The organism is [Pantoea] beijingensis (assembly GCF_022647505.1).
In the GTDB taxonomy this organism is placed as follows: Bacteria; Pseudomonadota; Gammaproteobacteria; order Enterobacterales; family Enterobacteriaceae; genus Erwinia; species Erwinia beijingensis.
In genome coordinates this window covers 883548-908296 of sequence record NZ_CP071409.1, presented here as the reverse complement: position 1 = coordinate 908296, position 24749 = coordinate 883548, and the positions used below count along the sequence as shown (strand labels likewise).

The following is a 24749-nucleotide window of genomic DNA, read 5'->3' as shown; positions in this document are numbered from 1 at the left end:
GTATACTTGAATCCCCTAATCGCCACAATTGATCCTTTCTGGTTGTGTGCTTGCCAACGCATTTCAGACGGTAAAATACCCCAGCGGCTAGCAGATCAGATTGATATTAGTCATAACAACCGGGGATTTTTTACCAAAAGCTGAATCGAATCAGGCAATTTATTATTGGTACAGGAATACGGATTTTCCGGGAGAGAAATCTACTGCCAGCCCCGTTCACGGGTTATTCTCCGGCCTTCACCTGTTGCCAGGCCGCTTCCATCTGCTCGAGCGAAGCCTCGCCCATTGCCATTCCCTGGGCCGCAATAATCTCTTCTACCTGCCGGAAACGTCGCTCAAATTTTCGGTTTGCTTTCTGTAAAGCGGTTTCTGCTTTTTTACCCAAATGGCGGGAAAGGTTAACGGTTGCAAACAGCAGATCGCCAATCTCCTCTTCCAGTTTATCCTCATCGATCACCGCCTGCTGCGCTTCGTGCATCACCTCATCAATCTCTTCATACACCTTATCCAGTACTGGTCCCAGTGCCGTCCAGTCGAAACCAACCGCGCTACACCGCTTCTGGATCTTGTGCGCTTTCATCAGCGCTGGCAGTGATGCGGGAATATCATCCAGTGCAGAATGCTGCGCTTTTGCCGCCCGCTCTGCGGTCTTGGTACGTTCCCAGTTAGCTAACACCGCCGTGCTGTCGCGCAACTCAGCCTCCCCAAAAATATGCGGATGACGTCTCTCAAGCTTGTCGCTGATGGCATGGCAGATATCATCAAAATTAAAACGGCCATCCTCCTTCGCCATCTGGGCGTAAAACACCACCTGGAATAGTAGATCGCCTAATTCATCGCGCAGATCGCCGAAGTCCTCACGATTAATTGCATCAAGCACTTCATACGTTTCTTCCAGGGTATAGGGAGCAATAGTGGCGTAAGTTTGTTCCCGATCCCACGGGCAGCCATCTTGAGGGTCGCGCAGGGTTTGCATGATGTTAAGCAAGCGATCGAGAGCATTCATAGATTAACCTTTTAAAGACATGACATAAGCATTTGAACAAAATGTGTTTTTCGGTCAGGGTTGTCGGAAATACACAGAGGGAATATTGACGCGGTCTGTCTGTAGCCATCATGACAATACCGCGCCAGCTCGACTGACACCTCAATGAAGACGTTTGGCGTCAATGATATCAGGCAGTTGGTTCAATCTGGCGAGTACCCGACCCAGTACCTGCTGATTATAAATTTCGATATCCATATCGATGGTAGCCAACTGCTTTTTAGTATCGCTCCTGCTGGATACGCCGAGCACATTGACTTTCTCATTAGCCAGAATGGTGGTGATATCGCGCAGCAAACCGCTACGATCGTTTGCGGTTACCCGCACCACCAGCGAATATCCGCTGGAATAGCTCTCTCCCCACACTGCATCAACAATCCGTTCCGGCGCGTGGGAAATCAGCTCAGCCAGTTGATCGCAATCAGCGCGATGAATGGAAATACCGCGACCTTGTGTAATAAAACCAACGATATCATCGCCGGGGATCGGCTGGCAGCAGCGCGCAATATGGTGCATCAGGTTGCCCACGCCTTCGACTACAACGCGGCCGCTCTCTTTGCTTTTGCTGCTAGCCGCGTGCGTTTTTTGCGTCAGTTGTCGCAGCGCTTCGCGATCTTCTTCTTCGGCACTCGGCTTATTCAGTTTCGACTGCAGGAAATTGCTCATCTGCACCAGGCGAATATCACCGCCGCCAATCGCAGCAAGGAGCTCATCAAGGCTGTTCACGTTATAGCGCGGCAATAGCAGCTTTTCAGCATCTTTAATATTGATATCAAGATGATCCAGCTCGTTATCGAGAATTTGCCGCCCTGCGACAATATTCTTATCGCGATCCTGTTTACGGAACCAGGCATGAATTTTCGAACGCCCACGGCTGGTAGTGACATAACCCAGATTTGGATTTAACCAGTCGCGGCTAGGATTAGGCTGTTTTTGCGTAATGATATCAATCTGATCGCCCATCTGCAGTTGGTAGGTAAAAGGCACAATGCGGCCACCAATTTTGGCGCCGATACAACGATGACCGATATCACTGTGAATATGATAAGCAAAATCAAGCGGTGTTGAGCCCGCCGGCAGATCCACTACATCACCTTTCGGCGTAAACACATAAACCCGATCGTCGAAGACCTGGCTGCGAACTTCATCCAGCATCTCGCCGGAATCAGCCATCTCTTCCTGCCAGGCAATCAGCTTGCGCAGCCAGGCAATCCGCTCTTCATGGCCGGATGCACCGCGCGTCTGCGTTGCACTGGTGCCCTCTTTGTATTTCCAGTGCGCCGCTACGCCCAGTTCAGCGTCCTCATGCATTTGCCGGGTGCGAATCTGTATTTCGACAGTTTTGCCCTGAGGCCCCAGCACCACGGTATGAATGGACTGATAGCCGTTCGGCTTAGGATTGGCAACATAATCATCGAATTCGTTGGGCAGATGGCGATATAGCGTATGTACCGTCCCCAGCGCGCCATAGCAGTCCTGTAACCGTTCGGCCACAATGCGCACCGCACGTACATCGAACAGTTCATCAAACGCCAGTGACTTCTTCTGCATTTTGCGCCAGATGCTGTAGATATGCTTGGGGCGACCATAAACCTCGGCCTTGACCCCTTCTTTAGCCATCTCCGTACGCAGGTTATCGACAAACGTATCAATGTACTGTTCACGGTCGATACGCCGCTCATGCAGTAATTTTGCGATACGTTTATATTCGTCAGGATGCAGATAGCGGAAGCAGAAATCTTCCAGCTCCCACTTCAGTTGGCCGATACCGAGACGGTTCGCCAAAGGTGCGTAGATATTAGTACACTCTTTCGCTGCCAGTACGCGCTCATCTTCCGGCGCATCCTTGACCTCACGCAGATGCGCAATACGTTCGGCCAGTTTGATGACCACGCAGCGAAAATCTTCCACCATCGCCAGCAGCATACGGCGAACGTTATCCACCTGCTCTGACGCCATCGAATCGTTATGCGTTGCTTTTAGTTGGCGAATGGCATCCATATCTCGCACACCATGCACCAGGGAAACGATGCCTTTGCCGAAGGTTTCTTCCAGTGTCTCTTCCGTCACCACGCCAGCATCGGCGAGCGGGAACAGCAAGGCGCTGCGCAGGCTGTCAATATCCATACTCAGCATTGACAGAATTTCGACCATTTCGATGCCGCGCCAAAGAAGTATCGCCTGGTCGGCATGGCCCGTAGTGGCCGTTTCGCAATAGCGCCAGGTTTCGGTCAGCCGTTCACATGACTGCGGGTTAGAGATCCCCAAACTGGTGATCCATTGGTCGAGGGCAAACTCGCCAGCCGTATTCAAATGTGCACTTCTTACCGCAACCATATCCTCTCCTGCAAAGCGCCCACCGTGGGCAGCTAAGTTCTACTAAATAGCACCATGGACTCGAGATGGCCGGTATGCGGGAACATATCGAGCATCGCGACCCTTTCCAATTGGTAGCCGGATGTCAGCAATGTCTGACTATCACGGGCAAGTGTAGTCGGATTACAGGAAACATAGACAACGCGTTGCGGTGCGAGTTTAGTAATATGGTGCATCACACCCGCCGCGCCCGCGCGAGCTGGATCCAGTAACACTTTGGTAAATCCTTGTTCAGCCCACGGCTGACGCGTGACGTCCTCTTCCAGATTCTCATGAAAAAACGTCACGTTTTTAAGATTATTCAGCCGCGCATTATACGCACCCTGATTGACTAAAGCTGCAACACCTTCCACACCCACCACATTTTGTACGAGATTTCCGATCGGAAGTGTGAAGTTGCCCATTCCACAAAAGAGATCCAGCACCCGATCGTCCGATTGTAAATCCAGCCACGTCAGCGCCCTGGCAACCATTTGTTGGTTCACCGCACCATTAACCTGAATAAAATCACGCGGGCTGAACATCAGGTTCATCCCGTTAACCTGATAAAAAGGCATTTCACCCGTAACCTGCTGAACCGTCTCGCTGTCCGGAGCCAGGAAAAGCGCGACCTGATGCTCATGCGAAAAACGTTCCAGCTTTTGTCGATCGGCGGTACTTAATGTATCCAGATGGCGTAAAACCAGTAACGGGCCATTATCTGCCTGCACAAGCTCAACGTGTCCCAACCGTCGTACCGCGTGTAAACTGCTGAGGCAGTGGTGCAGCGGCTGAATAAGCGCATCCAGTTCAGGCATCAAAATGGGGCATTGCGTCAGCGTAACCAGATCGTTCGAGGCCGCACGGCGAAACCCCATCTGCAACGTCTGTGTTTTGGGCTGATAATATAGTCCGAGCCGCGCCCGCCGGCGATAGCCATAAGCATCCCCGCCAAGAATATCATCGACCTGGACCGGGAGGCCGCTTTCCCGCGTCAGTAAATGTGCTAACGCACGGGCTTTACTTTCCTGCTGCAAAGGCAACGCAGCGTGCTGCTGCTGGCATCCTCCGCACACACTAAAATGCGGGCAACGCGGAACCACACGTTCAGTGCTGGCATGTAGAATTTTCTTCGCGTTTCCGCGAGAGTAATGGCGCTTATCCTCAACGATCTCAACGTTAACCTGCTCCCCCGGCAGAGCACCATTGATGAATAAAGCTTTACCGTTGTGCCGCGCTACGCCCTGACCAAAAGCATCAAGCTCGTCAACCATCACAGTAATGATTTGGCGGGTCGTCACGCGCCGTTTTGCAGAGTAGAATTGCGCCATGATGAAATAGAGTCTCTGAATTCGTTAAAAAACGTGCGTAGCCTACCGTAGGGGCTGAATGATTTCGACCTGCATCGGTGTAAATATGCCACGCAGGTATCGCCTGGCGGATATTGCTGCCTTAAATGGAATATTATGACCAAATACAGCCTGCGGGCGCGAATGATGATTTTAATACTGGCGCCCACGTTGATGATCGGCCTGCTGCTCAGTACCTTTTTTGTTGTGCATCGTTATAACGAACTTCAGCGTCAGTTGGTTGATGCGGGTGCGAATATTATTGAGCCACTCGCCGTTTCCAGCGAATACGGTATGACCTTTCACAGCCGTGAATCGGTGCGCCAATTGGTGAGTTTGCTCCATCGCCGCCACTCTGAGATCGTGCGTGTCATCTCTGTTTTTGACGATAAAAACAATCTGTTTGTCACCTCAAATTACCAGCCCAGCCCGGACTTGCTGCGCGTTGCCGATACGGCAACCTTACCGACAACCCTCTCCCTTGAGCGACGCGGTAACTCAATGATACTGCGCACACCGATCGTATCTGAAAGCTATTATCCTGACGAATCACCGGGACAAGACGCCAAACCGATCGGTAATCCTCTCGGTTATGTGGCCATTGAGCTGGATCTGCAGTCGGTACGCATGCAGCAATACAAAGAGGTTTTTATCTCAACGCTGTTGCTGCTGTTCTGTCTGTGTATCGCGATGCTGTTTGCTTATCGCCTGATGCGGGATGTGACCGGCCCGATTCGCAACATGGTCAGTACCGTTGACCGCATCCGGCGCGGTCAACTGGACAGCCGTGTCGAAGGCTATATGCTGGGCGAGCTTGACGTTCTGAAAAACGGTATTAATTCGATGGCGATGTCGCTTACTGCCTATCACGAAGAGATCCAGCAAAATATCGATCAGGCAACCTCCGACCTGCGTGAAACCCTTGAGCAAATGGAAATCCAGAACGTTGAGCTGGATCTGGCGAAGAAACGGGCGCAGGAGGCGGCGCGAATAAAATCAGAATTCCTCGCGAATATGTCGCATGAACTGCGTACACCGCTGAATGGTGTCATTGGCTTTACGCGTCAAACGCTAAAAACGCCACTCAGCGTGACACAGAGCGACTACCTGCACACCATCGAGCGTTCAGCGAATAACCTTCTCAGTATCATCAACGATGTGCTCGACTTCTCCAAACTGGAAGCAGGCAAATTGGTGCTGGAAACTATCCCGTTTCCTCTGCGTGCTACGCTGGATGAAACCGTGGTGCTGCTAGCCCAATCCGCTCACGAAAAGGGATTGGAATTAACGATAAATATTCAGAGTGACGTGGCGGACAACGTCATCGGCGATCCGCTACGCCTGCAGCAAATCATCACCAACCTGCTGGGCAATGCCATCAAGTTTACCGAGCGCGGTAATATCGATATACGCATTGAGAGACGCTCACAGGGGAATAACCGTATTGAGCTTGAAGTACAGGTGCATGATACCGGCATCGGTATCTCAGAAAAGCAGCAGTCTCAGCTATTTCAGGCGTTTCGCCAGGCCGATGCCAGTATCTCCCGTCGCCATGGCGGTACGGGTTTAGGTTTGGTGATCACTCAGAAGCTGGTGAATGAAATGGGCGGTGATATCTCCTTCCACAGCCGCCTGAATCAGGGGTCCACCTTTTGGTTCCACATTAATCTTGAGCTGAATCCCAACGCGGCCAGCGATCCGCGAGCGCTCGAATGCCTGCAAGGTAAGCGATTAGCCTACGTTGAAGCTAACCCGGCGGCGGCACAAGCTACTTTGGACATGCTGAGTGCCACGCCAATGAGCGTCAGCTATAGCACCTCAATTGACAATCTTCCCGAGGCGCAATTTGACGTACTGCTAATGGGATTGCCCGTGATTCAACGTCAGGATGATGAAATTTCTGACGATCTCCTTAATGCCCTGTTCGAACGTGCCAACTGCACGATTATGGCGCTACCGTGCCAGATGCAGCTTTACGCTGAGGAGTTAAAACTGCGTGGCGTTGATGGCTGCATTATTAAGCCCGTGACCATGACCCGATTAATGCCCATCATACTGGACCTACAGACGCGCCAAATCTATGACTTGCCCGAGCGCGAACGCTTGCCGTTGACGGTAATGGCGGTGGATGATAATCCGGCAAACTTGAAGCTTATTGGTGCTCTGCTGGAAGAACAGGTTGATAATATAATCATGTGCGATAGCGGTGAAAAAGCGATCCAACAGGCCAGACGGCAGAAGCTCGATATCATCCTGATGGATATCCAAATGCCTGAGATTGACGGCATTCGCGCCAGTGAAATCATTCGTGAATTACCACAGCATGCTAATACGCCTATCGTTGCGGTAACGGCACATGCTATTGATGGCGAACGTGAACATCTGATTAAAGCCGGCATGAACGACTACCTTGCAAAACCGATTGATGAAGTCAAATTGAGCCATCTTTTGGCACGCTATTCACCCGGAATCCAGCCGGAATTGCAAAAATTACCGCATATTCCCGCGTCGCTCGACTGGCAACTGGCCCTACAGCAGGCAGCGAATAAAGAGGACCTTGCCCGCGATTTGCTGCAAATGTTAATTGATTTCCTGCCGGAAGTACGCGAGCACATTGAGCAGAACCTTGAGGACGATAATACGCTGGGTCTACGCGATATTATTCACAAACTTCACGGCAGCGCGAGTTACAGCGGTGTCCCTCGCATGAAGCAACTTTGCCAACAAATTGAACATAGCTTACGGCTTGACGCGGCCATCACCGATGTGGAACCGGAACTGCTGGAATTGATGGACGAGATGGATAAGGTTACTGAGGAAGCAAAATCTATTTTGCAGCAATAAGACTGGACAGGCATTCCCGACGGTGAAAGCTTGCTAAGCCTGTATCTGAAAAGGAAAAGGCTAAGTCACGAAATTACGGGCCTTGGCCTGCCTGTGCGAAGGTTCGAATCACCGTGACCAGAATGTTATCTGGCACAATAGCCTGTTAAAACCTCTCGTCACCGGGCTAACGATCGAATCCCTGCCCGATAGCCAGGATGGCTGCAATATTTCTTGCGGCCATCCGCACATTCTCCGCCGCATTATCCAGCGCCTGCTCCAGAGAGCAGATGCTATAAAGCACGCTAAAAACGGCATCCAGCCCGTGCTGATGCACCACGCCAACATCGTCAGTTAAACTGCCGGCAATACCGATAACCGGTTTGTTATAGCGCTTCGCCACCTGCGCGACACCAATCGGTACTTTGCCGTGGATCGTTTGACTATCAATCCGCCCTTCACCGGTAATGACCAGCGTAGCGTCTTGCACCAGCGCGTCCAGACCTAAGGCATCCGTAACAATCTCAATGCCTCGACGTAACTCGGCATGGCAAAAAGCATGAAGTGCAGCCCCCATTCCACCTGCTGCGCCGCCACCGGGAACCTTTAGCACATCAATATCCAGGTCACGCCGAATAATACTTGCGTAATGCGTAAGCGCCTCATCCAATTGCACCACCAACTGGGGGGTGGCTCCCTTCTGCGGGCCAAAAATCGCCGATGCGCCGTCATCCCCGGTTAACGGATTGGTGACATCGCAAGCCACCTCAAACCGACACTGAAGAATACGTCGGTCGAACTCAGCGATATCGATCCTGTCGAGTTCAGAGAGTTTCCCGCCACCGAAACCAATTTGTTTACCGTTCTTATCCAGCAAATGTGCGCCCAGCGCCTGAACCATCCCGGCCCCTCCATCATTGGTCGCGCTCCCGCCGATGCCAATAATAAAGTGCTGTACACCTTTATCCAGTGCGTTACGAATAAGTTCGCCGGTTCCAAATGAGGTAGTCACTAAGGGGTTGCGTCGCGCGCTGGGAACCAGCTCCAGGCCGCTGGCCGCGGCCATTTCAATATAGGCACAGCTGTCATCGCCGGAGAGCCCATAAAATGCGTCAACCGGCTCGCCCAATGGGCCGGTCACTGTGACCTTAACGATCTTTCCTTGTGTAGCCGCTACCATCGCCTCTACCGTTCCTTCGCCGCCATCGGCGACGGGAAGCTTTATGTATTCTGCATCGGGAAAGATATCGCGAAAACCCGCTTCGATCGCTGAAGCGACCTGCAGTGCAGAGAGACTTTCTTTATATGAATCCGGGGCGATAACTATTTTCATAGGATTTCCGAGCGCGATTGAGCTGGCCTGAACCAGCCGGATAATAAACACAGCGGATTCGGCACAACTCTGCGCCGAATCCGCTGTCTTACCTTGACACTTCAACCTTCGCTAATTTCTCATAGTAGCAGGCTAGCGCACTGTGATCGGAACTCCCCAACCCGTCCGCTTTCAACGCCTGCATCATCTCCATAACCGCTGCGGTTAACGGTAACTGCGCCCCCACTCCGTGGGAGGTATCCAGCGCATTCGCTAAATCTTTGATATGTAAATCAATACGAAAGCCTGGCTTAAAATTGCGATCCATCACCATCGGCGCTTTCGCATCCAGAACCGTACTCCCCGCCAGGCCACCGCGAATAGCCTGCCAGACCAGTTCGGGATTCACACCAGCTTTGGTGGCCAACGTTAACGCTTCTGACATCGCAGCAATATTAAGCGCCACAATCACCTGGTTTGCCAGTTTGGTGACATTACCAGCCCCAATATCGCCGGTATGAACCACAGAACCTGCCATGGCTTTCATGATGTCGTAACAGCGATCGAATATCGCCTTATCGCCGCCAACCATCACTGACAGCGTACCCTCAATGGCCTTAGGTTCACCACCGCTAACCGGTGCATCCAGCAGCGCAATATTTTTCTGCGCCAAAGCATCATGAATTTCTCGACTCGCAAGCGGTGCAATCGAACTCATATCAATCACGACCGTGCCCGCTTTTGCGCCTTCGATAATGCCATTTTCTCCCAGAGTAGCCTCTTTCACCTGTGGCGAATTCGGTAACATGGTGATCACTACATCGCACTGCTCGGCAACTTCCCTGGCCGTTTTTGCAACGGTTGCTCCGGCCTCAAGCAGTTCAGCTTCATTCCCGACATTATGATCGCGTACCACCAGCTGATAGCCAGCCTTCAGCAGATTCTTACTCATGGGTTTACCCATGATACCCAGACCGATAAAGCCTATTTTCATTACGATTCTCCCTGTCTACTCATCTATTTTTTAAAACGATCGCAAAGCACCTGCGTGGCATTACGGAATGCACCAAGGTCGCTGCCCACGGCAACAAAGCTGAACCCCCACTCCAGATAGCGCCGGGCATCAACCTCAACTGGCGCCAGAATGCCGCAAGGTTTACCCGCTGCCGTTGCGCGTTCAAAAATGAATTTGATGACCTTTAACACTTCAGGATGTGCTGGCTGCCCAAGATATCCCAGCGCAGCAGAGAGATCGCCGGGTCCGACAAAAATGCCATCGACTCCCTCAACCGCTGTAATAGCATCAATATTATCAACGCCCTGTTGGGTTTCGATCTGCACCATCACCGTAATATTGTCATTCACGCTGGCGTTGTAATCAGGCACCGTACCGTACATATTGCTGCGATGTGAAACCGACACGCCGCGAATACCGGCTGGTGGATAGCGCGTTGAGGCGACGGCGCGTATCGCCTCTTCTTCAGTTTCAACGAAAGGGATTAAAAAGTTATAGAAACCGATGTCCAGTAAACGCTTGATAATCACAGGTTCATTACTGGGCGGCCGCACCACTGCCGCGCTGGAACTGCCCTTTAGCGCCATCAATTGCGGAATAAAAGTGGTGATATCATTGGGTGCGTGCTCGCCATCCAACACCAGCCAGTCAAAACCAGCCAGGCCAAGTATTTCAGTCGTTATCGGGTTAGCCAGCGCACACCAGCTACCGATCAGAGTTTCACCACTCAGCAAACGTTGCCGAAAGCGGTTGGGATAGTGTGAATTGCTCATTGTCACTCCTGTAAATAGTTGTCACATGACGGCACGCGTTAGCGCACCAGACAAGGGCGTTTATTATCAAAGGTCCAGTTAGGTAACAGAAATTGCATTGCTTGTGCATCGTCGCGTGCGCCCAACCCATGCCGCTGATAAAGCGCATGCGCCTGCATCAGTTGGTCCATATCCAATTCCACGCCTAATCCCGGTTTTTCCGGCACTTGCACCATCCCATTCTTAATTTCCAACGGCTGTTTCGTTAAGCGCTGGTTGCCCTCCTGCCAGATCCAGTGGGTATCAATCGCGGTAATCGTCCCTGGTGCTGCTGCTGCAACGTGAGTAAACATCGCCAGTGAGATATCAAAATGATTATTTGAGTGCGATCCCCATGTCAGCCCGAAATCATTGCACATCTGCGCGACGCGGACCGAACCCTGCATGGTCCAGAAGTGAGGATCCGCCAGAGGGATATCCACCGACTGTAGCGAAAGGGTATGCCCCATCTGGCGCCAATCCGTCGCGATCATATTCGTAGCGGTCATCATGCCGGTTGCGCGGCGAAACTCCGCCATCACTTCCCGTCCGGAATACCCCTGCTCAGCACCGCAGGGATCCTCGGCGTAAGCCAGTACGCCGGTGAGCTGTTTGCCAAGATCGATTGCTTCATTCAAAGACCAGGCACCGTTCGGGTCCAGCGTAATACGCGCCTCGGGGAAGCGTTTTGCCAGTGCCGTTACCGCTTCAGCTTCTTCGATCCCCGCCAGCACGCCACCTTTCAGTTTGAAATCGTTAAAGCCATATTTCTCCCATGCTGCTTCCGCCAGACGCACCACAGCTTCTGGCGTCAGCGCCTCTTCATGACGGAGTCGATACCAATCACAGGAGGCATTCGGTTGGCTTTGATATGGCAAGGACGTTCTGTTGCAGTCACCGACGTAAAACAGATAACCCAGCATTTCTACGCGATCGCGCTGCTGACCATCTCCCAGTAAACTGGCAACGTTTACGCCAAGGTGCTGCCCTAACAGATCGAGAAGTGCCGCTTCAATTCCGGTCACAACGTGGATGGTGGTGCGTAAATCAAACGTTTGATTTCCCCGCCCTGCTGTATCGCGATCGGCGAAGGTGCTCCGCACCAGGCTCAGCAGATTTTTATATTCTCCAACGCTTTTCTTTACGATCAGCGCTGCAGCATCCTCAAGCGTCTGACGAATACGCTCTCCACCGGGAACTTCCCCCACGCCAGTATGGCCAGCATTGTCTTTAATAATGACGATATTGCGGGTGAAAAAGGGAGAATGTGCACCGCTCAGATTGAGTAACATGCTGTCGAGTCCGGCAACGGGAATCACCTGTAGCGATTTAATAATCGGTGTTGTGTTCTGTTGGCTCATGATCATTGTCCTTATGGATTCTGATAAATTCGGGTTAGGGTGCCAGGCTACGCATGAATAACCTTTTTCAGGCTGAGGCTTTCAGTTCGATACGTTTAATATCGCCCACCAGCACGACATAGCTCAGTACCGCAACGAGTGCATGAATCCCCACGTAGATCAGTGCGCCGTTATAAGATCCGGTTGTCGCGATGATGTAGCCAATGGCGATCGGCGTGATGATCCCTGACGCATTACCGAACATATTGAACAACCCGCCGCTCAGGCCGCCGATCTCTTTGGGCGCGGTATCAGCCATGACGGCCCAGCCAAGCGCACCAATCCCCTTACCGAAGAAAGCGACAGCCATAAAGAACACAACGACCCATTCCGTCTCAACGTAGTTACATACCACCATGGTGATGGAGAGCAGCATGCCTAGTACGATAGGTGTTTTACGCGCAATATTGAGAGACCCCGTTCTACGCATCAGCCAGTCGGAAATCACGCCGCCCAGCACGCCACCGAGAAATCCACAGACCGCAGGAACAGAAGCAACAAACCCTGCTTTCAGAATTGACATGCCGCGCGCCTGTACCAGGTAGACCGGGAACCAGGTAATAAAGAAGTAGGTCAGCGCATTGATACAGTATTGACCAAGATAAACACCGATCATCATACGTGATGTAAGCAGCTGTTTGATTTGGTTTAACTTTTCCCGCCAGCTAACTTTACGATCCTCTTTCTTCTGATCCATGTTAATCAGTGCACCGCCCTGTTCCATGTATTCCAGCTCGGCTTTATTCACCCCCGGATGGTCGACGGGATCGTGGATGACTTTCAGCCAAATGAAACTTAAAATGATGCCAAGCCCGCCCATAAACCAGAACACATGCGCCCATCCTACCTGTGACGTCAACCAGCCCATGATCGGAGCGAAAATTACAGTGGCAAAATATTGTGCAGAGTTAAAGATAGCGACAGCGGTTCCGCGCTCCTGGGCTGGAAACCAGGCTGCAACGATACGGCTGTTACCCGGAAATGAGGGAGACTCAGCCAGGCCAACGAGAAAGCGCAGTGCAAATAATGCGGCAATGATGCCGGCCCCGTTAAAGATATCGACAAATCCCTGTAACAGCGTGAAAAGCGACCAGATAAAGATGCTCCAGAAGTAGACGCGCTTCGAACCGAAGCGATCTAATAACCAGCCTCCGGGAATTTGCCCAATGACATACGCCCAGGAAAAGGCGGAGAAGATATAACCCATACCCACAGGATCTAATCCAATCTCTTTGGCCATTGAAGAACCAGCGATCGATAAAGTGGCACGATCCCCGTAGTTAAAAGAGGTGACGATAAATAACATCACCACAATCCAATAGCGGGCGTGAGTTCTTTTTTCTATCGCACCCACTGTTTGGCTTACTGTATTCATGATGCACTCCTGAAATATAGCAACAAGCTACTTTCACTCTGAACTGCATACACATCTTGGTGGGTATCAGAATGATGTTGATGTAAATACGGCGATTTTATTTATTGGCAAATACGTTAATTTCGCGGCGATAAAAATAACTAAGTATTCAACACGAGATTGAGTATAGAAATCATGTCAGTGGGACACACTAGATTTATGCACTATATTTTAGTTAATTACCCTTATATTTTTATGCAAATGCACAACCTTCTGCGGCGCAGCTCACGGAACTGTATTTTTTAGGCCAGATGAAAGGAAATGTTCCTGTGGAGGATTCTATTTGTGAGCAATCTCACTTGCTGTTGTCATTTTGCCAGAAAGGATTGAATAATCGGCAGCCATGATCGGACACTTGCATAATGTCTGACAAAAAATATCGATTTATACTTTTATTACGCAAATACGTATCGAGCGATGATGATCATTAAAGGACATCGGAGCAATGAATAAAATAGCACTGGAAATTCCACTTTATATCAGAGTCAATGAGAAGGATAACGTCGCCATTATCGTTAATAATAATGGTCTGCCGTCAGGCACCACCTTTCCTGACGGTCTGCGCCTAATTGAACATATCCCCCAAGGGCACAAAGTGGCGCTAAATAATATCGCAGAAGGCGGCAATATTATTCGCTATGGAGAAATCATTGGCCATGCGCTACGGGATATCCCACAGGGTAGTTGGATTGAGGCGTCGCTGGTAGCACTGCCTGAAGCACCGCCCCTCGAACACTTGCCTTTAGCGACTAACATCCCCGCCTCTCTTCCGAAACTTTCAGGGTATACCTTTGAGGGTTTCCGCAATCCCGATGGAAGCGTGGGCACACGCAATTTGCTTGGTATTACTACCAGCGTGCACTGCGTTGCGGGTGTAGTCGACCATATCGTCAATATTATCGAACGTGATCTACTGCCGCAGTATCCAAATGTAGACGGCGTTGTAGCACTCAACCACCTTTATGGCTGCGGGGTAGCCATCAATGCCCCCGCAGCCGTCGTTCCTATCCGTACCCTGCATAACCTGGCACTTAACGCTAATTTTGGTGGCGAAGTGATGATAATTAGCCTCGGCTGTGAAAAACTTCAGCCAGAAAAATTATTAGCAGGTACTGATGACGTACAGGCTATCCCGCTGGATGAGGGCGATATCATACGCCTTCAGGATGAGCAGCATGTGGGGTTTGAGGCGATGGTGAAAGCCATTTTACAGGTTGCAGATCGCCATCTGCAACGCCTTAACCAGCGACAGCGCGAAACCTGCCCGGCATCTGAATTGCTTGTGGGCATGCAGTGTGGCGGCAGTGATGCCTTTTCAGGCGTTACCGCAAACCCCGCAGTGGGCTATGCTTCCGATCTGCTGGTGCGCTGTGGGGCGACGGTACTGTTTTCCGAAGTCACGGAAGTACGCGATGCCGTTCATTTGCTGACACCACGTGTAATCAATGAATCCGTAGGTAAACGTCTGCTGGAAGAGATGGCATGGTATGACGATTACCTTAATCAGGGGCAAACCGATCGTAGTGCTAACCCTTCACCTGGAAACAAAAAAGGGGGACTGGCCAACGTTGTCGAGAAAGCGCTCGGTTCTATTGCAAAATCGGGCCGTAGCCCAATCGTCGAAGTGCTCTCTCCCGGGCAGCGCCCAACACAACGTGGTTTGATTTTCGCCGCGACGCCTGCCAGCGACTTTGTCTGTGGCACCCAGCAAATGGCTTCCGGTATTACGCTACAGGTTTTTACCACCGGTCGAGGCACACCTTACGGACTTGCAGCCATTCCTGTCATTAAGATGGCAACGCGCACCGCCTTGGCTGAGCGCTGGCATGATCTGATTGATATTAACGCAGGGACAATCGCAACAGGCGAGGAAACGATAGAACAAGTGGGCTGGCGACTGTTCGAACTGGTTCTGGAGATAGCCAGCGGGCGCAAGCAAACCTGGTCCGATCGCTGGGGCATCCGTAATGCACTGGCTGTATTTAACCCCGCACCAGTGACATAGCAGGGCAAACAGGTGGGTGACAGGCATCCGCCCACCTGTGAGTAATTTAAAAGAGCGTCGCCCAGTTCTCAACCCAGGGAGACGTCACCTCTTCCGGTTCCGGATACTCTGTCGCATCCACCGTCAGCACCTCTCCGATACGTGTTGCGCCATGTTCCTGTAGCAGCGCATCAAAGGTCTTGCCTGCACCACAGTAGTTATCATAGCTGCTGTCGCCCAGCGCAATGACGCCATAACGTACACCAGGCTGGTGCCCAAGCTTGTCTTTAATGCTATGAAAAAGCGGTGCGATACTGTCGGGAAAATCCCCCTGTCCGGTGGTTGAAGTCACAATCAAGGCCACTTTATCAGCATAATTCTGCCAATCACTCAGCGTCGGGTCCTCGAAAATCTTCACATCATGGCCCGCATCCTGCAGAATAGGCTCTGCCTCCTCCGCCACCAACAAAGCATTACCGTAAACGGTACCAACAAAAATACCCACCTGCGCCATAGCTGCTCCCCTTAAAATAAGTCCCTATCCTGACCTGACAGCGACACAAACTCAACCCTTGGAATATCAGGGAGACAGTCCTGCCAGCCGAAATGCGCCAGCGTATTTTGCCAAACGCGATCCAGCCCCGCCCGGATCACCAACGATTCACCGGTAACCGGGTGCGTTAGCGCTAGTTGACTGGCGTGTAACATCAGCCTGTTACAGCCAAAATGCTCGGCTGCACCACGATTTTGTCGTAGATCACCATGTTTGCTATCACCGATAATCGGATGTCGTAGATGTACCATATGGCGACGTAACTGATGTTTACGCCCTGTTTTGGGATCCAGTTCAACTAAGCTATAACGTGCACATTCATAGCGCCCAATCGCCACTGGCATTTCTACCTGTGCTAACGATCGATATGCCGTCACCGCAGGCTGCGGGGCTTTATCCGGATTAGAATATTTATCGGCAATTTTATCCAGCTCTTCAGTTAGAGGATAATCGAGGGTTTCTGCGCCGCTTAACCAACCCCGGACGACGGCATGGTAGGTTTTCTGAATCTGGTGCTGCTCAAACTGCTGCGACAACAATCGACCAACCTCACTCGACAACCCCATCAAGAGCACACCTGATGTAGGACGGTCGAGACGATGCACGGTAAATACATGCTGTCCGATTTGATCCCGTACCGTCTGCATAACAACCACTTTTTCTTTACGATCGAGCCAGCTACGGTGCACTAACCAGCCTGCCGGCTTATTTACGGCAACCAGCCAGCGATCCTGATAAATGATCTCCAGCATCAGTTCGCGCTATCCGTAAAGAGATCGTCAAGTGCTTTAAGACGAACCAATAATGCCAGGCGACCTGGCGTGTCTGATTCAAGTGCAACGTCATAATAGGGTGCGATGGCGAAATTTTTTGGCAATGGGCCCTCACTATCAAGCAGTGCCTGCATTCGTGGAATAAGGATCCACTGCAACCACTCCAACGGATGCATAGTGTCAACGCAAAAAGGCTCGCTGCTATTGAAAGCTTCCGCTTCGGGCACCTGGGTTTTCCATAATCCCTGCTCGTGTAATAACTGCTCTATGGCCAGTAAGCTCTGGCGAACCTGCTGTTCTCGGCTCATCAGCGACCTCATAATAAATGAACAAATGACAAAATAGCGGCAAGAATAACATTCGGCGGGCGTGCGGTAAAAAGTATGGACGAAAAAAAGGGAGCACTGTAAAAACAGTGCTCCCGGTTCGTTTGCAGCAATCCAGCTACTATCGTGCTCCCTGCTCTTCCATGAAAACTTTTCCTTTGTGTCTTCCTGACACCGAAGCCATCATGGCAAATAGTCCTTAAGCGTCCTGGCCCGCTGTAGATCCTCTACAGCTCTCATTCTCCGTCCTGGAGGTGTCCTTTAACTCTGTCCTGAGTTGTCCTGCTTCATCCTGAAGCCTTTCCTTGTAGATACATCATCCCGATGTAGTCCGTTATTCGTCCTGAAGAGATATCTTCCTGATATCCACAGCATCCCTTCCGATGTGTTGTATTCTGCCTGAATAAGGGGAGCAAACAAGACACTTACCCATATAAAAAACAAGCCTATTAATCCGCGTTAAAATACAATAAAACTAACTTAATGATTTTAAAAGAATTACCCTGTCAGCATGGCAATGACCGCAAGGTTTATTTAGCGATCTCTCACAAACCATGTAAGAGATCTCTCACATGAAAACAGGGTGATCTCTCAGCCATCAAATAACGGCTTGTAATGACGCAAGAAATTTCTCAAGCGTTGCGCATAGTACCTCACGTTTAGAGGTACCTAACTGCTCAAGTATGACCTCACCACTTAAATTACAAACAGATATCACCTCAAGTTCGGAATCGGTGGTCGCGATAAACAACGTTGGGGAATGCTTAAGACGTCGTTTCATCACCAGGTGACCAATAAGGTTTTCCTGTACCCGAATAAAGTCGTCTTCACTCCACACCTGAACCAGCGTCAACACGCGCTCCGCATGACGTGCCTGCATATCCCCGGCAAACTGACTCGTATAAAAATCCACTACAGACGGCTGAATACGTAACTCAATGGCGCGTTCAACGGCATCAAGATTCTTTGCCAAAGTAAATGGTCGCGGCTGCCAGTAAACAGAATCGTCGAGCGAGTCCACAACGCAGGGTGATGCAACGCCATACAGCGCCTCGCTGGCGGGTGCATGTCCGCATTCCCGCTGCCAAAGAGCACAATAACGTGCGGTATAGTCCAGAAGTGCCTGGGAGGTATTGTCCTGCATTAATTTTCTCTCTGTTGTCTGGCTACGTTACACTTAAGCCCCATTGTATAAACCAACGTACCGATTTAACGGTTAAACCTGCCGAGCGGGCGATTAAGGTAAGAGTATGTCTTCAAACGATCAATATCAGGCATTGCAAGGCCTGACGTTAGGTAAACCTACAGAATATCACGATCATTATGATGCTGGCTTATTACAGCCAGTGCCACGCAGTCTGAATCGGGAACCGTTAGGTCTGCAGCCGACCGCGTTACCCTTTCGTGGTGCAGATATTTGGACATTGTATGAGCTATCCTGGCTAAATACCAAAGGCGTTCCCCAAGTTGCCATCGGCGAAATCCAGTTAGATGCCAGCAGTATCAATCTGATCGAATCTAAAAGTTTTAAGCTCTACCTTAATAGCTTTAATCAAACCAAATTTGCTCACTGGGGTGAGGTACGTCAGACACTGGAGCATGATTTAAGCGCCTGTGCACAGGGAAAGGTAACGGCTGCATTGTTCCGCCTTCAGGAAATTGAAGGCCAGCCAATAGGGCATTTTGATGGTGATTGCATCGATGAGCAGGATATTTCCATTGAAACTTATCAGTTTAATGCGGATTACCTTGCCAACGCCGCCAGCGGCAAGGTGGTGGAAGAGACACTGGTCAGCCACTTGCTAAAATCCAATTGCCTGATCACCAATCAGCCCGACTGGGGGTCAGTACAAATCCGCTATCGTGGTCCACGTATCGATCGCGAAGCACTGCTGCGCTATCTGGTTTCATTCCGCCACCATAATGAATTCCATGAGCAGTGCGTGGAACGTATCTTCAGTGATATCCAGCGCTTCTGTCGGCCAGAAACACTCTCGGTTTACGCACGCTATACACGCCGCGGTGGGTTAGATATCAATCCCTGGCGCACCAACACCGATTTTTTACCCGGGTATTCACGTTTGGTTCGCCAGTAATTGCGAGACAGCACGCAGAGCGCATCGCAGACGAAGGAATCGGTTGTTAAACGCTAACTGACAACGCTACTCTGCATTACCGCAGTGGTGCCCATCGCTATAACCTGACCCTGAGCACAAATATCACGTTACAGGGCCCGGTCACCAACAAGCCGGGTATTGGCTATAAAGGAGTTTCCGCCTCTGCGCCGCAGGCCGATACAATGCGCGCAAGGCCATCAATCGCCCTAATGGGTGTAAAGGAGTTCGCTTGATTACACATATTAGCCCGCTGGGCTCTATGGATTTGCTTTCCCAACTGGAAGTCGACATGTTGAAGCGTACGGCCAGCAGCGATCTCTACCAGCTGTTCCGTAATTGTTCACTTGCCGTGCTTAACTCCGGCAGCCAAACTGACAGTAGCCATGAATTACTCTCTCGCTTTAAAGATTTTGATATCAATGTGTTACGTAGAGAGCGCGGTGTAAAACTGGAATTAATCAACCCACCGGAAGAAGCGTTTGTCGACGGACGGATTATCCGTTCACTTCAGGCGAACCTGTTTGCCGTGCTACGGGACATTTTATTTGTTAATGGGCAAATGACTAACGCCGGACGCTTTCAGCATCTGAATCTGGAAAACTCTACCCATATCACCAATCTGGTTTTTTCTATTCTGCGTAATGCACGCGCACTGCACATCGGAGAAGAACCCAATACCGTGGTGTGCTGGGGTGGGCATTCAATTAATCCGATAGAGTATCAATATTGTCGCAACGTCGGTTCACAGCTGGGCTTACGGGAGCTTAATATTTGCACTGGCTGTGGACCTGGCGTAATGGAGGCACCAATGAAAGGTGCGGCGGTCGGGCATGCTCAGCAACGCTATCGCGATGGTCGTTTTATCGGCTTGACCGAGCCATCAATCATTGCTGCCGAGCCACCTAACCCGTTGGTCAATGAGCTGATAATCATGCCAGATATCGAGAAGCGTCTGGAAGCCTTCGTGCGTATCGCACATGGCATCATTATCTTTCCAGGCGGCGTTGGTACGGCGGAAGAACTCCTTTACCTGCTTGGAATTCTGATGAATCCACATAATCGCGAACAGGTATTGCCGCTGATTCTTACCGGACCGAAAGAGAGTGCCGATTATTTCCGCGTACTGGACGAGTTCATTGTTAATACCCTGGGTGAAGAGGCGCGCCGTTACTACACCATCATTATTGACGACGCCGCTGAAGTGGCGCGCCAGATGAAGGAAGCGATGCCGAAAGTAAAACAACATCGTCGTGAAACCGGTGACGCTTATAGCTTTAACTGGTCAATTCGCATTGCACCAGAGCTGCAGGTTCCATTTATGCCAACGCATGAAAATATGGCTAATCTCAATCTGTATCCCAATCAGCCACCAGAGCAGCTCGCAGCGGCCTTACGGCGTGCTTTCTCAGGAATTGTTGCCGGCAACGTAAAAGAGATAGGTATCCGCGAGATTAAAGAACGAGGTCCCTATAAACTGCGCGGCGATGCAGAAATGATGCATCGCATGGACTTGCTGCTTCAGGGATTCGTTGCACAACATCGCATGAAATTACCCGGCACCGCGTATATTCCCTGTTATGAAATCATCAAATAACCTGACACAGAGTCACAGCGTGACCCTGGATAATTGTCGATGAATATTCATCTTTTAATCATCGATGCGCTGAATTTAATTCGGCGCATCCATGCCGTCCAGGGCTCGCCCTGTCAGGAAACCTGCCTGGCCGCACTCCAGCAGTTACTCCGGCACAGTAATCCTTCGCATGCGGTAGCGGTGTTCGATAACGACGAACGACGCGAAGGCTGGCGACATCAATTGCTGCCAGACTACAAAGCTGGCCGCCCCCCTATGCCGGAAAATTTGCATGCTGAAATGCCGCAGTTACGTGAAGCCTTCACTCATGCTGGTGTTGCCTGCTGGACGGCCATAGAGGATGAAGCTGACGATCTTGCCGCAACGCTGGCGATGAAAGTGGCCGCTAGCGGCCACCAGGCAACGATTGTTTCGACCGATAAAGGCTATTGCCAACTATTGGCTCCGACGATTCTTATCCGTGACTATTTTCAGAAACGCTGGCTGGATATGCCTTTTATCGAAAAAGAGTTTGGTGTCAAACCACAGCAACTGACGGATTTCTGGGGGCTGGCAGGAATAAGTAGCAGCAAAATTCCCGGCGTAGCCGGAATTGGTCCCAAAAGCGCCAGCCAGCTTTTAACCGAGTTTGGTTCTCTTCAGGGAATTTATCAGCATCTGGCTGATATTCCGGAAAAATGGCGCAGCAAACTGGAACAGCACCATGATATGGCATTAGTTTGCCAGCAAGTTGCTACATTAAAAACGGATTTAACGCTGGATGGTAACCTGAAAGATCTGCGAATCGCCTTACAAGGCAGATAATCAAAACGGGCCGGATCGCCATTTATCCGGCCAGATAGCAATCAGTAACGCTCGTCGCGGCGTCCGGGTGTTGCACTCCAGATCCGACGAATATGTACCGTCACTTCCTCACGGTCGTGATAAAGCTGACGTGCCTGTATTTGCGCATTGATACCACTTTCTTTTAGTCGCTCAGCGAGCATTGCCAGATTTTGCGATACCTCTTCATACCGCTTTTTCATCGGTAATTTGAGATTGAAAATTGCCTCCCGACACCAGCCATTGACCAGCCAGTCAGCCATCAGATTCGCTACCCGCACAGGCTTTTCTACCATATCGCACACAACCCACGAGATATTGGTGCGTGTTGGACGATACTTAAAACCATCCTCACGATGATGCGTTACCTGCCCGGTATCCATCAGACTCGGTGCCATCGGGCCATTATCAATAGCATCAACCATCATGCTGCGTTGAACTAATTGATAGGTCCATCCTCCCGGACACGCGCCGAGATCAACCGCATACATCCCGCTGGCAAGGCGCTCATCCCATTCATCTGCAGGGATAAATACGTGGAACGCCTCTTCCAGCTTCAGCGTTGAACGGCTTGGCGCATCAGATGGAAATTTCAGCCGCGGGATCCCCATGAAGAATGGAGAATTATTTTCCGGCAGGGAATAACCCACATAGCAGTGACCGGGCGCGATAAAAAACACATGCACCACCGGACGTTTTGCACTCTCATATTTCAGCAGAATAGTGTTAGCACGCAGGCTCGCGCGCAGCGGCACGGTAAACTTACGGCAAAATTTTAGTAGCTCTTTACTCTGGTTAGTATCAGGTACTTCAACCCGCAGATCGCCGCCTTTTTCCACCACGCCCGTCAGCATACCGGTAATAGGGGAAATACGATCTTCCGGCGGTAGATCGCGCAGAAGTTCACCCACAACAACCATCTGCCGGGCAAAAATCAACTCGCCAAAAGGTTGTTCTCGGATCAATTTCTCAGCATCGCCCTGCTGATAACATTCAAACAGTACATAACCTGAATCATCTTTAACCCGGGCAAAACCAAAAATTTCGCGCTGCGTGGCTTTATCCGTGATTTCGGCAGCACACTCTTTTTCAAAACCCTGGCGGCAATACAACAATACTTTATTCATGGCGATCCGCCCTTTTTTTCAGACGCAGTGCGCCAATTAACATCAAAACCCAGCCAATCAGGAAACATACACCGCCCACTGGCGTCACAAATACCCACAGAGTTAAGTGCGAGAGCGCCAGGCAATATAAACTGCCGCTGAACAGCACCGTTCCCAGAGCCAGGGCAGCGCTGCTCCAGTAAAACCAAATATTAGCGCGGCGCAGCATCGCTGTAGCAAGCCCTGTGATCGCCAGCGTATGGAATGCCTGATACTCCAACCCGGTATGGATCCAGGACATTTCCTGTTCGCCAAGTGATTTACTTAACACATGGGCACCGAACGCCCCAAACATCACGTAGATAAACCCGCTGATAGCTGAGAAAATCAACATTGCACGACTGGACATCGAACGATCCTCAAAACAAAATGCGCCGTGTTCTCACCACGCATGAAAAAGATTAGTGATCATAGCGAAAACGAAATTTTTCCTGTTCGCTTGCGGCTTTCGCCAGGATCCACTGACGGAAGGCGGCTATTTTACCCAGTTCTGCCTGGCTGTCATGACAAACCAGATAAAAAGCATTTTTACTCACTAAAACATCATTGAACGGGCAGACTAACCGCCCCGCTTCCAACTCGGTTTGCGCCATAACGTTATTGGCTAACGCGATCCCCTGACCGTGAATGGCCGCCTGCAGCACCATCGCGCTATGGCTGAAAATGGGGCCATGCTGTACGTTAATATGCTGTAAACCCAATTGGCGCGTATAAGATTGCCAGTCGCGACGTGACGCATCATGCAACAAAGTAAAGCGTGTTAAATCGCCGGGAACTTTCAAACCATTCTCGCCCGTGAGCAGCAGCGGCGAACAAACGGGCAACAGATACTCTGCATATAGCTTTTCAACACGCAGCCCCGGCCAGTTACCGCGCCCATAAAAAATAGCCACATCCACATCATCTGCTAGTTTTTCCAGTTCCTGGTCAACCGCCTGGATACGCACATCAATGCCGGGATAAGCCGAGTTGAAGCTTGAAAGACGAGGCACCAACCACTGAATGGCAAAACTTGGCAACAGACTGACCGTCAGCGCACCTTTAGCACTTCGAGCCTGCAGCTTACGTGTTGCATCATTTATTGCCGAGAAAATTTCCTTAATATCCAGGTAGTAACTCTGCCCTTCCTCAGTAAGCAGCAGTGAGCGATTCCGGCGACGAAACAGCTTGAGTCCCAGAAAATCTTCCAGCGATTTGATTTGATGGCTCACGGCAGCTTGGGTAACAAACAGCTCTTCAGCCGCTTTGGTAAAGCTAAGATGACGCGCCGCTGCATCAAAAACACGCAGCGCATTCAAAGGAGGGAGACGTTTTGACATGGTTTCCACAGTCTTTTCTGTTACAACCGGATGCAACTCAGCAACGCCAGGTTACGTATTAGATTTTTTAATCCGATACATTATAAATTGTCCGTTGAGGAAGCTCCAGCAAATACCTATAGTTGCGGCACTTCCCGAGCCGGAACGAAAAGTTTTTTTAGATTTGTGCGTGAGATCGTGGATTTTTAGAAATCTTTTGGCTTGTGGTAGTGATGTTGTGTTTGCAATTGATCTGACACTTTTCAGATCCGGTAGTCTCACTACCTTTTAATTCCTGTAGATTTTCCTGTCTGTCCATAGTCATTTTCATAGCACCGCAAATTGCGGTGCTTTTTTTTACGCTGAGATTATTGTCCCATCTCAACCATCTCTTTCACGTCTGAACGATTAATCTGCTGCTTATTGCCGTTCGCATCTTTATAGCTGATCATACCGGTTTCATCGTCTACCATAGGTTTGCCATCGGCGACAATGGTGCGACCATCATTGGTATGCATCACGTAATTGCTGGAACAGGCAGCTAAGGTAAAGGTTATGGCGCAAACGGCCAGTACTGCGGTTAGTTTTTTCATCTTCTATCTCCTTGCAGAT

The 24749-nt window shown here is 50.5% G+C and carries 21 protein-coding genes; 5 read left to right on the top strand and 16 right to left on the bottom strand.

Annotation, left to right across the window (positions count from 1 at the left end):
• Positions 1-223: 223 nt before the first annotated feature.
• The 3 genes from mazG to rlmD all read right to left on the bottom strand — a co-directional run bounded on the left by mazG (position 224) and on the right by rlmD (position 4731).
• On the bottom strand, positions 224-1006 hold the full coding sequence (gene mazG, locus J1C60_RS04100; protein WP_128178300.1) for a nucleoside triphosphate pyrophosphohydrolase: 783 nt from the start codon (positions 1004-1006) through the stop codon (positions 224-226).
• Positions 1007-1147: 141 nt separating this feature from the next.
• On the bottom strand, positions 1148-3382 hold the full coding sequence (gene relA, locus J1C60_RS04095; protein ID WP_128178298.1) for a GTP diphosphokinase: 2235 nt from the start codon (positions 3380-3382) through the stop codon (positions 1148-1150).
• 32 nt (positions 3383-3414) lie between these two features.
• Positions 3415-4731 carry a 23S rRNA (uracil(1939)-C(5))-methyltransferase RlmD gene (gene rlmD, locus J1C60_RS04090; protein WP_128178296.1) on the bottom strand — a complete coding sequence of 439 codons (1317 nt, stop codon included), beginning with the start codon at positions 4729-4731 and terminating at the stop codon, positions 3415-3417.
• A gap of 135 nt (positions 4732-4866) precedes the next feature.
• Here rlmD and barA point away from each other — a divergent pair, with 135 nt between their 5' ends.
• Positions 4867-7593, top strand: a complete 2727-nt coding sequence (gene barA, locus J1C60_RS04085) for a two-component sensor histidine kinase BarA (protein WP_128178295.1) — start codon at positions 4867-4869, stop codon at positions 7591-7593.
• A gap of 166 nt (positions 7594-7759) precedes the next feature.
• On the opposite strand, the gene J1C60_RS04080 is transcribed toward barA, so the two are convergent.
• The 5 genes from J1C60_RS04080 to J1C60_RS04060 all read right to left on the bottom strand — a co-directional run bounded on the left by J1C60_RS04080 (position 7760) and on the right by J1C60_RS04060 (position 13465).
• Positions 7760-8905, bottom strand: a complete 1146-nt coding sequence (locus J1C60_RS04080; protein WP_128178294.1) for a glycerate kinase — start codon at positions 8903-8905, stop codon at positions 7760-7762.
• A gap of 88 nt (positions 8906-8993) precedes the next feature.
• Positions 8994-9884, bottom strand: a complete 891-nt coding sequence (gene garR, locus J1C60_RS04075) for a 2-hydroxy-3-oxopropionate reductase (RefSeq protein ID WP_128178292.1) — start codon at positions 9882-9884, stop codon at positions 8994-8996.
• Between the two features lie 17 nt (positions 9885-9901).
• On the bottom strand, positions 9902-10672 hold the full coding sequence (gene garL, locus J1C60_RS04070) for a 2-dehydro-3-deoxyglucarate aldolase (protein WP_128178290.1): 771 nt from the start codon (positions 10670-10672) through the stop codon (positions 9902-9904).
• A gap of 38 nt (positions 10673-10710) precedes the next feature.
• Entirely contained in the window at positions 10711-12051 is a 1341-nt protein-coding gene (gudD, locus tag J1C60_RS04065) for a glucarate dehydratase (RefSeq protein ID WP_128178289.1), read from the bottom strand.
• Between the two features lie 67 nt (positions 12052-12118).
• Positions 12119-13465: an MFS transporter gene (locus J1C60_RS04060; RefSeq protein WP_128178287.1), complete on the bottom strand. Its 1347-nt coding sequence runs from the start codon at positions 13463-13465 to the stop codon at positions 12119-12121.
• Positions 13466-13949: 484 nt separating this feature from the next.
• Between J1C60_RS04060 and garD the strand changes: the two genes are divergently transcribed.
• Positions 13950-15509: a galactarate dehydratase gene (garD, locus tag J1C60_RS04055; protein ID WP_128178285.1), complete on the top strand. Its 1560-nt coding sequence runs from the start codon at positions 13950-13952 to the stop codon at positions 15507-15509.
• Positions 15510-15555: 46 nt separating this feature from the next.
• On the opposite strand, the gene J1C60_RS04050 is transcribed toward garD, so the two are convergent.
• The 4 genes from J1C60_RS04050 to syd all read right to left on the bottom strand — a co-directional run bounded on the left by J1C60_RS04050 (position 15556) and on the right by syd (position 18284).
• Positions 15556-16002, bottom strand: coding sequence for a flavodoxin (locus J1C60_RS04050; RefSeq protein ID WP_128178283.1), 447 nt, complete (start codon positions 16000-16002; stop codon positions 15556-15558).
• 11 nt (positions 16003-16013) lie between these two features.
• Positions 16014-16793, bottom strand: coding sequence for a tRNA pseudouridine(65) synthase TruC (gene truC, locus J1C60_RS04045; protein WP_128178281.1), 780 nt, complete (start codon positions 16791-16793; stop codon positions 16014-16016).
• The gene (locus J1C60_RS04040; RefSeq protein WP_128178279.1) at positions 16793-17122 is read right to left on the bottom strand and encodes a YqcC family protein; all 330 of its coding nucleotides are present in this window, start codon (positions 17120-17122) and stop codon (positions 16793-16795) included. Before J1C60_RS04040 ends, truC begins: the two co-directional genes overlap by 1 nt.
• A gap of 616 nt (positions 17123-17738) precedes the next feature.
• Positions 17739-18284: a SecY-interacting protein gene (syd, locus tag J1C60_RS04035; RefSeq protein WP_128178277.1), complete on the bottom strand. Its 546-nt coding sequence runs from the start codon at positions 18282-18284 to the stop codon at positions 17739-17741.
• Positions 18285-18390: 106 nt separating this feature from the next.
• On the opposite strand from syd, the gene queF reads away from it, so the two are divergent.
• The 3 genes from queF (at position 18391) to xni (ending at position 21655) form a co-directional block, all read left to right on the top strand.
• Positions 18391-19236, top strand: coding sequence for an NADPH-dependent 7-cyano-7-deazaguanine reductase QueF (gene queF, locus J1C60_RS04030; RefSeq protein WP_128178275.1), 846 nt, complete (start codon positions 18391-18393; stop codon positions 19234-19236).
• Between the two features lie 250 nt (positions 19237-19486).
• Positions 19487-20851 carry a nucleotide 5'-monophosphate nucleosidase PpnN gene (ppnN, locus tag J1C60_RS04025; RefSeq protein ID WP_128178273.1) on the top strand — a complete coding sequence of 455 codons (1365 nt, stop codon included), beginning with the start codon at positions 19487-19489 and terminating at the stop codon, positions 20849-20851.
• A 39-nt stretch (positions 20852-20890) separates the two neighbouring features.
• Positions 20891-21655: a flap endonuclease Xni gene (gene xni, locus J1C60_RS04020; RefSeq protein WP_128178271.1), complete on the top strand. Its 765-nt coding sequence runs from the start codon at positions 20891-20893 to the stop codon at positions 21653-21655.
• 41 nt (positions 21656-21696) lie between these two features.
• On the opposite strand, the gene rlmM is transcribed toward xni, so the two are convergent.
• From rlmM to J1C60_RS04000, 4 genes are all read right to left on the bottom strand, one after another.
• Positions 21697-22800: a 23S rRNA (cytidine(2498)-2'-O)-methyltransferase RlmM gene (gene rlmM, locus J1C60_RS04015; RefSeq protein WP_128178269.1), complete on the bottom strand. Its 1104-nt coding sequence runs from the start codon at positions 22798-22800 to the stop codon at positions 21697-21699.
• Complete coding sequence (locus tag J1C60_RS04010; RefSeq protein WP_128178267.1) at positions 22793-23188, bottom strand: DUF423 domain-containing protein; 396 nt, start codon at positions 23186-23188, stop codon at positions 22793-22795. Before J1C60_RS04010 ends, rlmM begins: the two co-directional genes overlap by 8 nt.
• Positions 23189-23240: 52 nt before the next feature.
• A complete protein-coding gene (locus tag J1C60_RS04005) occupies positions 23241-24158 on the bottom strand; it encodes a transcriptional regulator GcvA (protein ID WP_128178265.1) in 918 nt (305 codons plus the stop codon).
• A gap of 347 nt (positions 24159-24505) precedes the next feature.
• Positions 24506-24730, bottom strand: a complete 225-nt coding sequence (locus J1C60_RS04000) for a YgdI/YgdR family lipoprotein (RefSeq protein ID WP_128178263.1) — start codon at positions 24728-24730, stop codon at positions 24506-24508.
• Positions 24731-24749 lie beyond the last annotated feature (19 nt).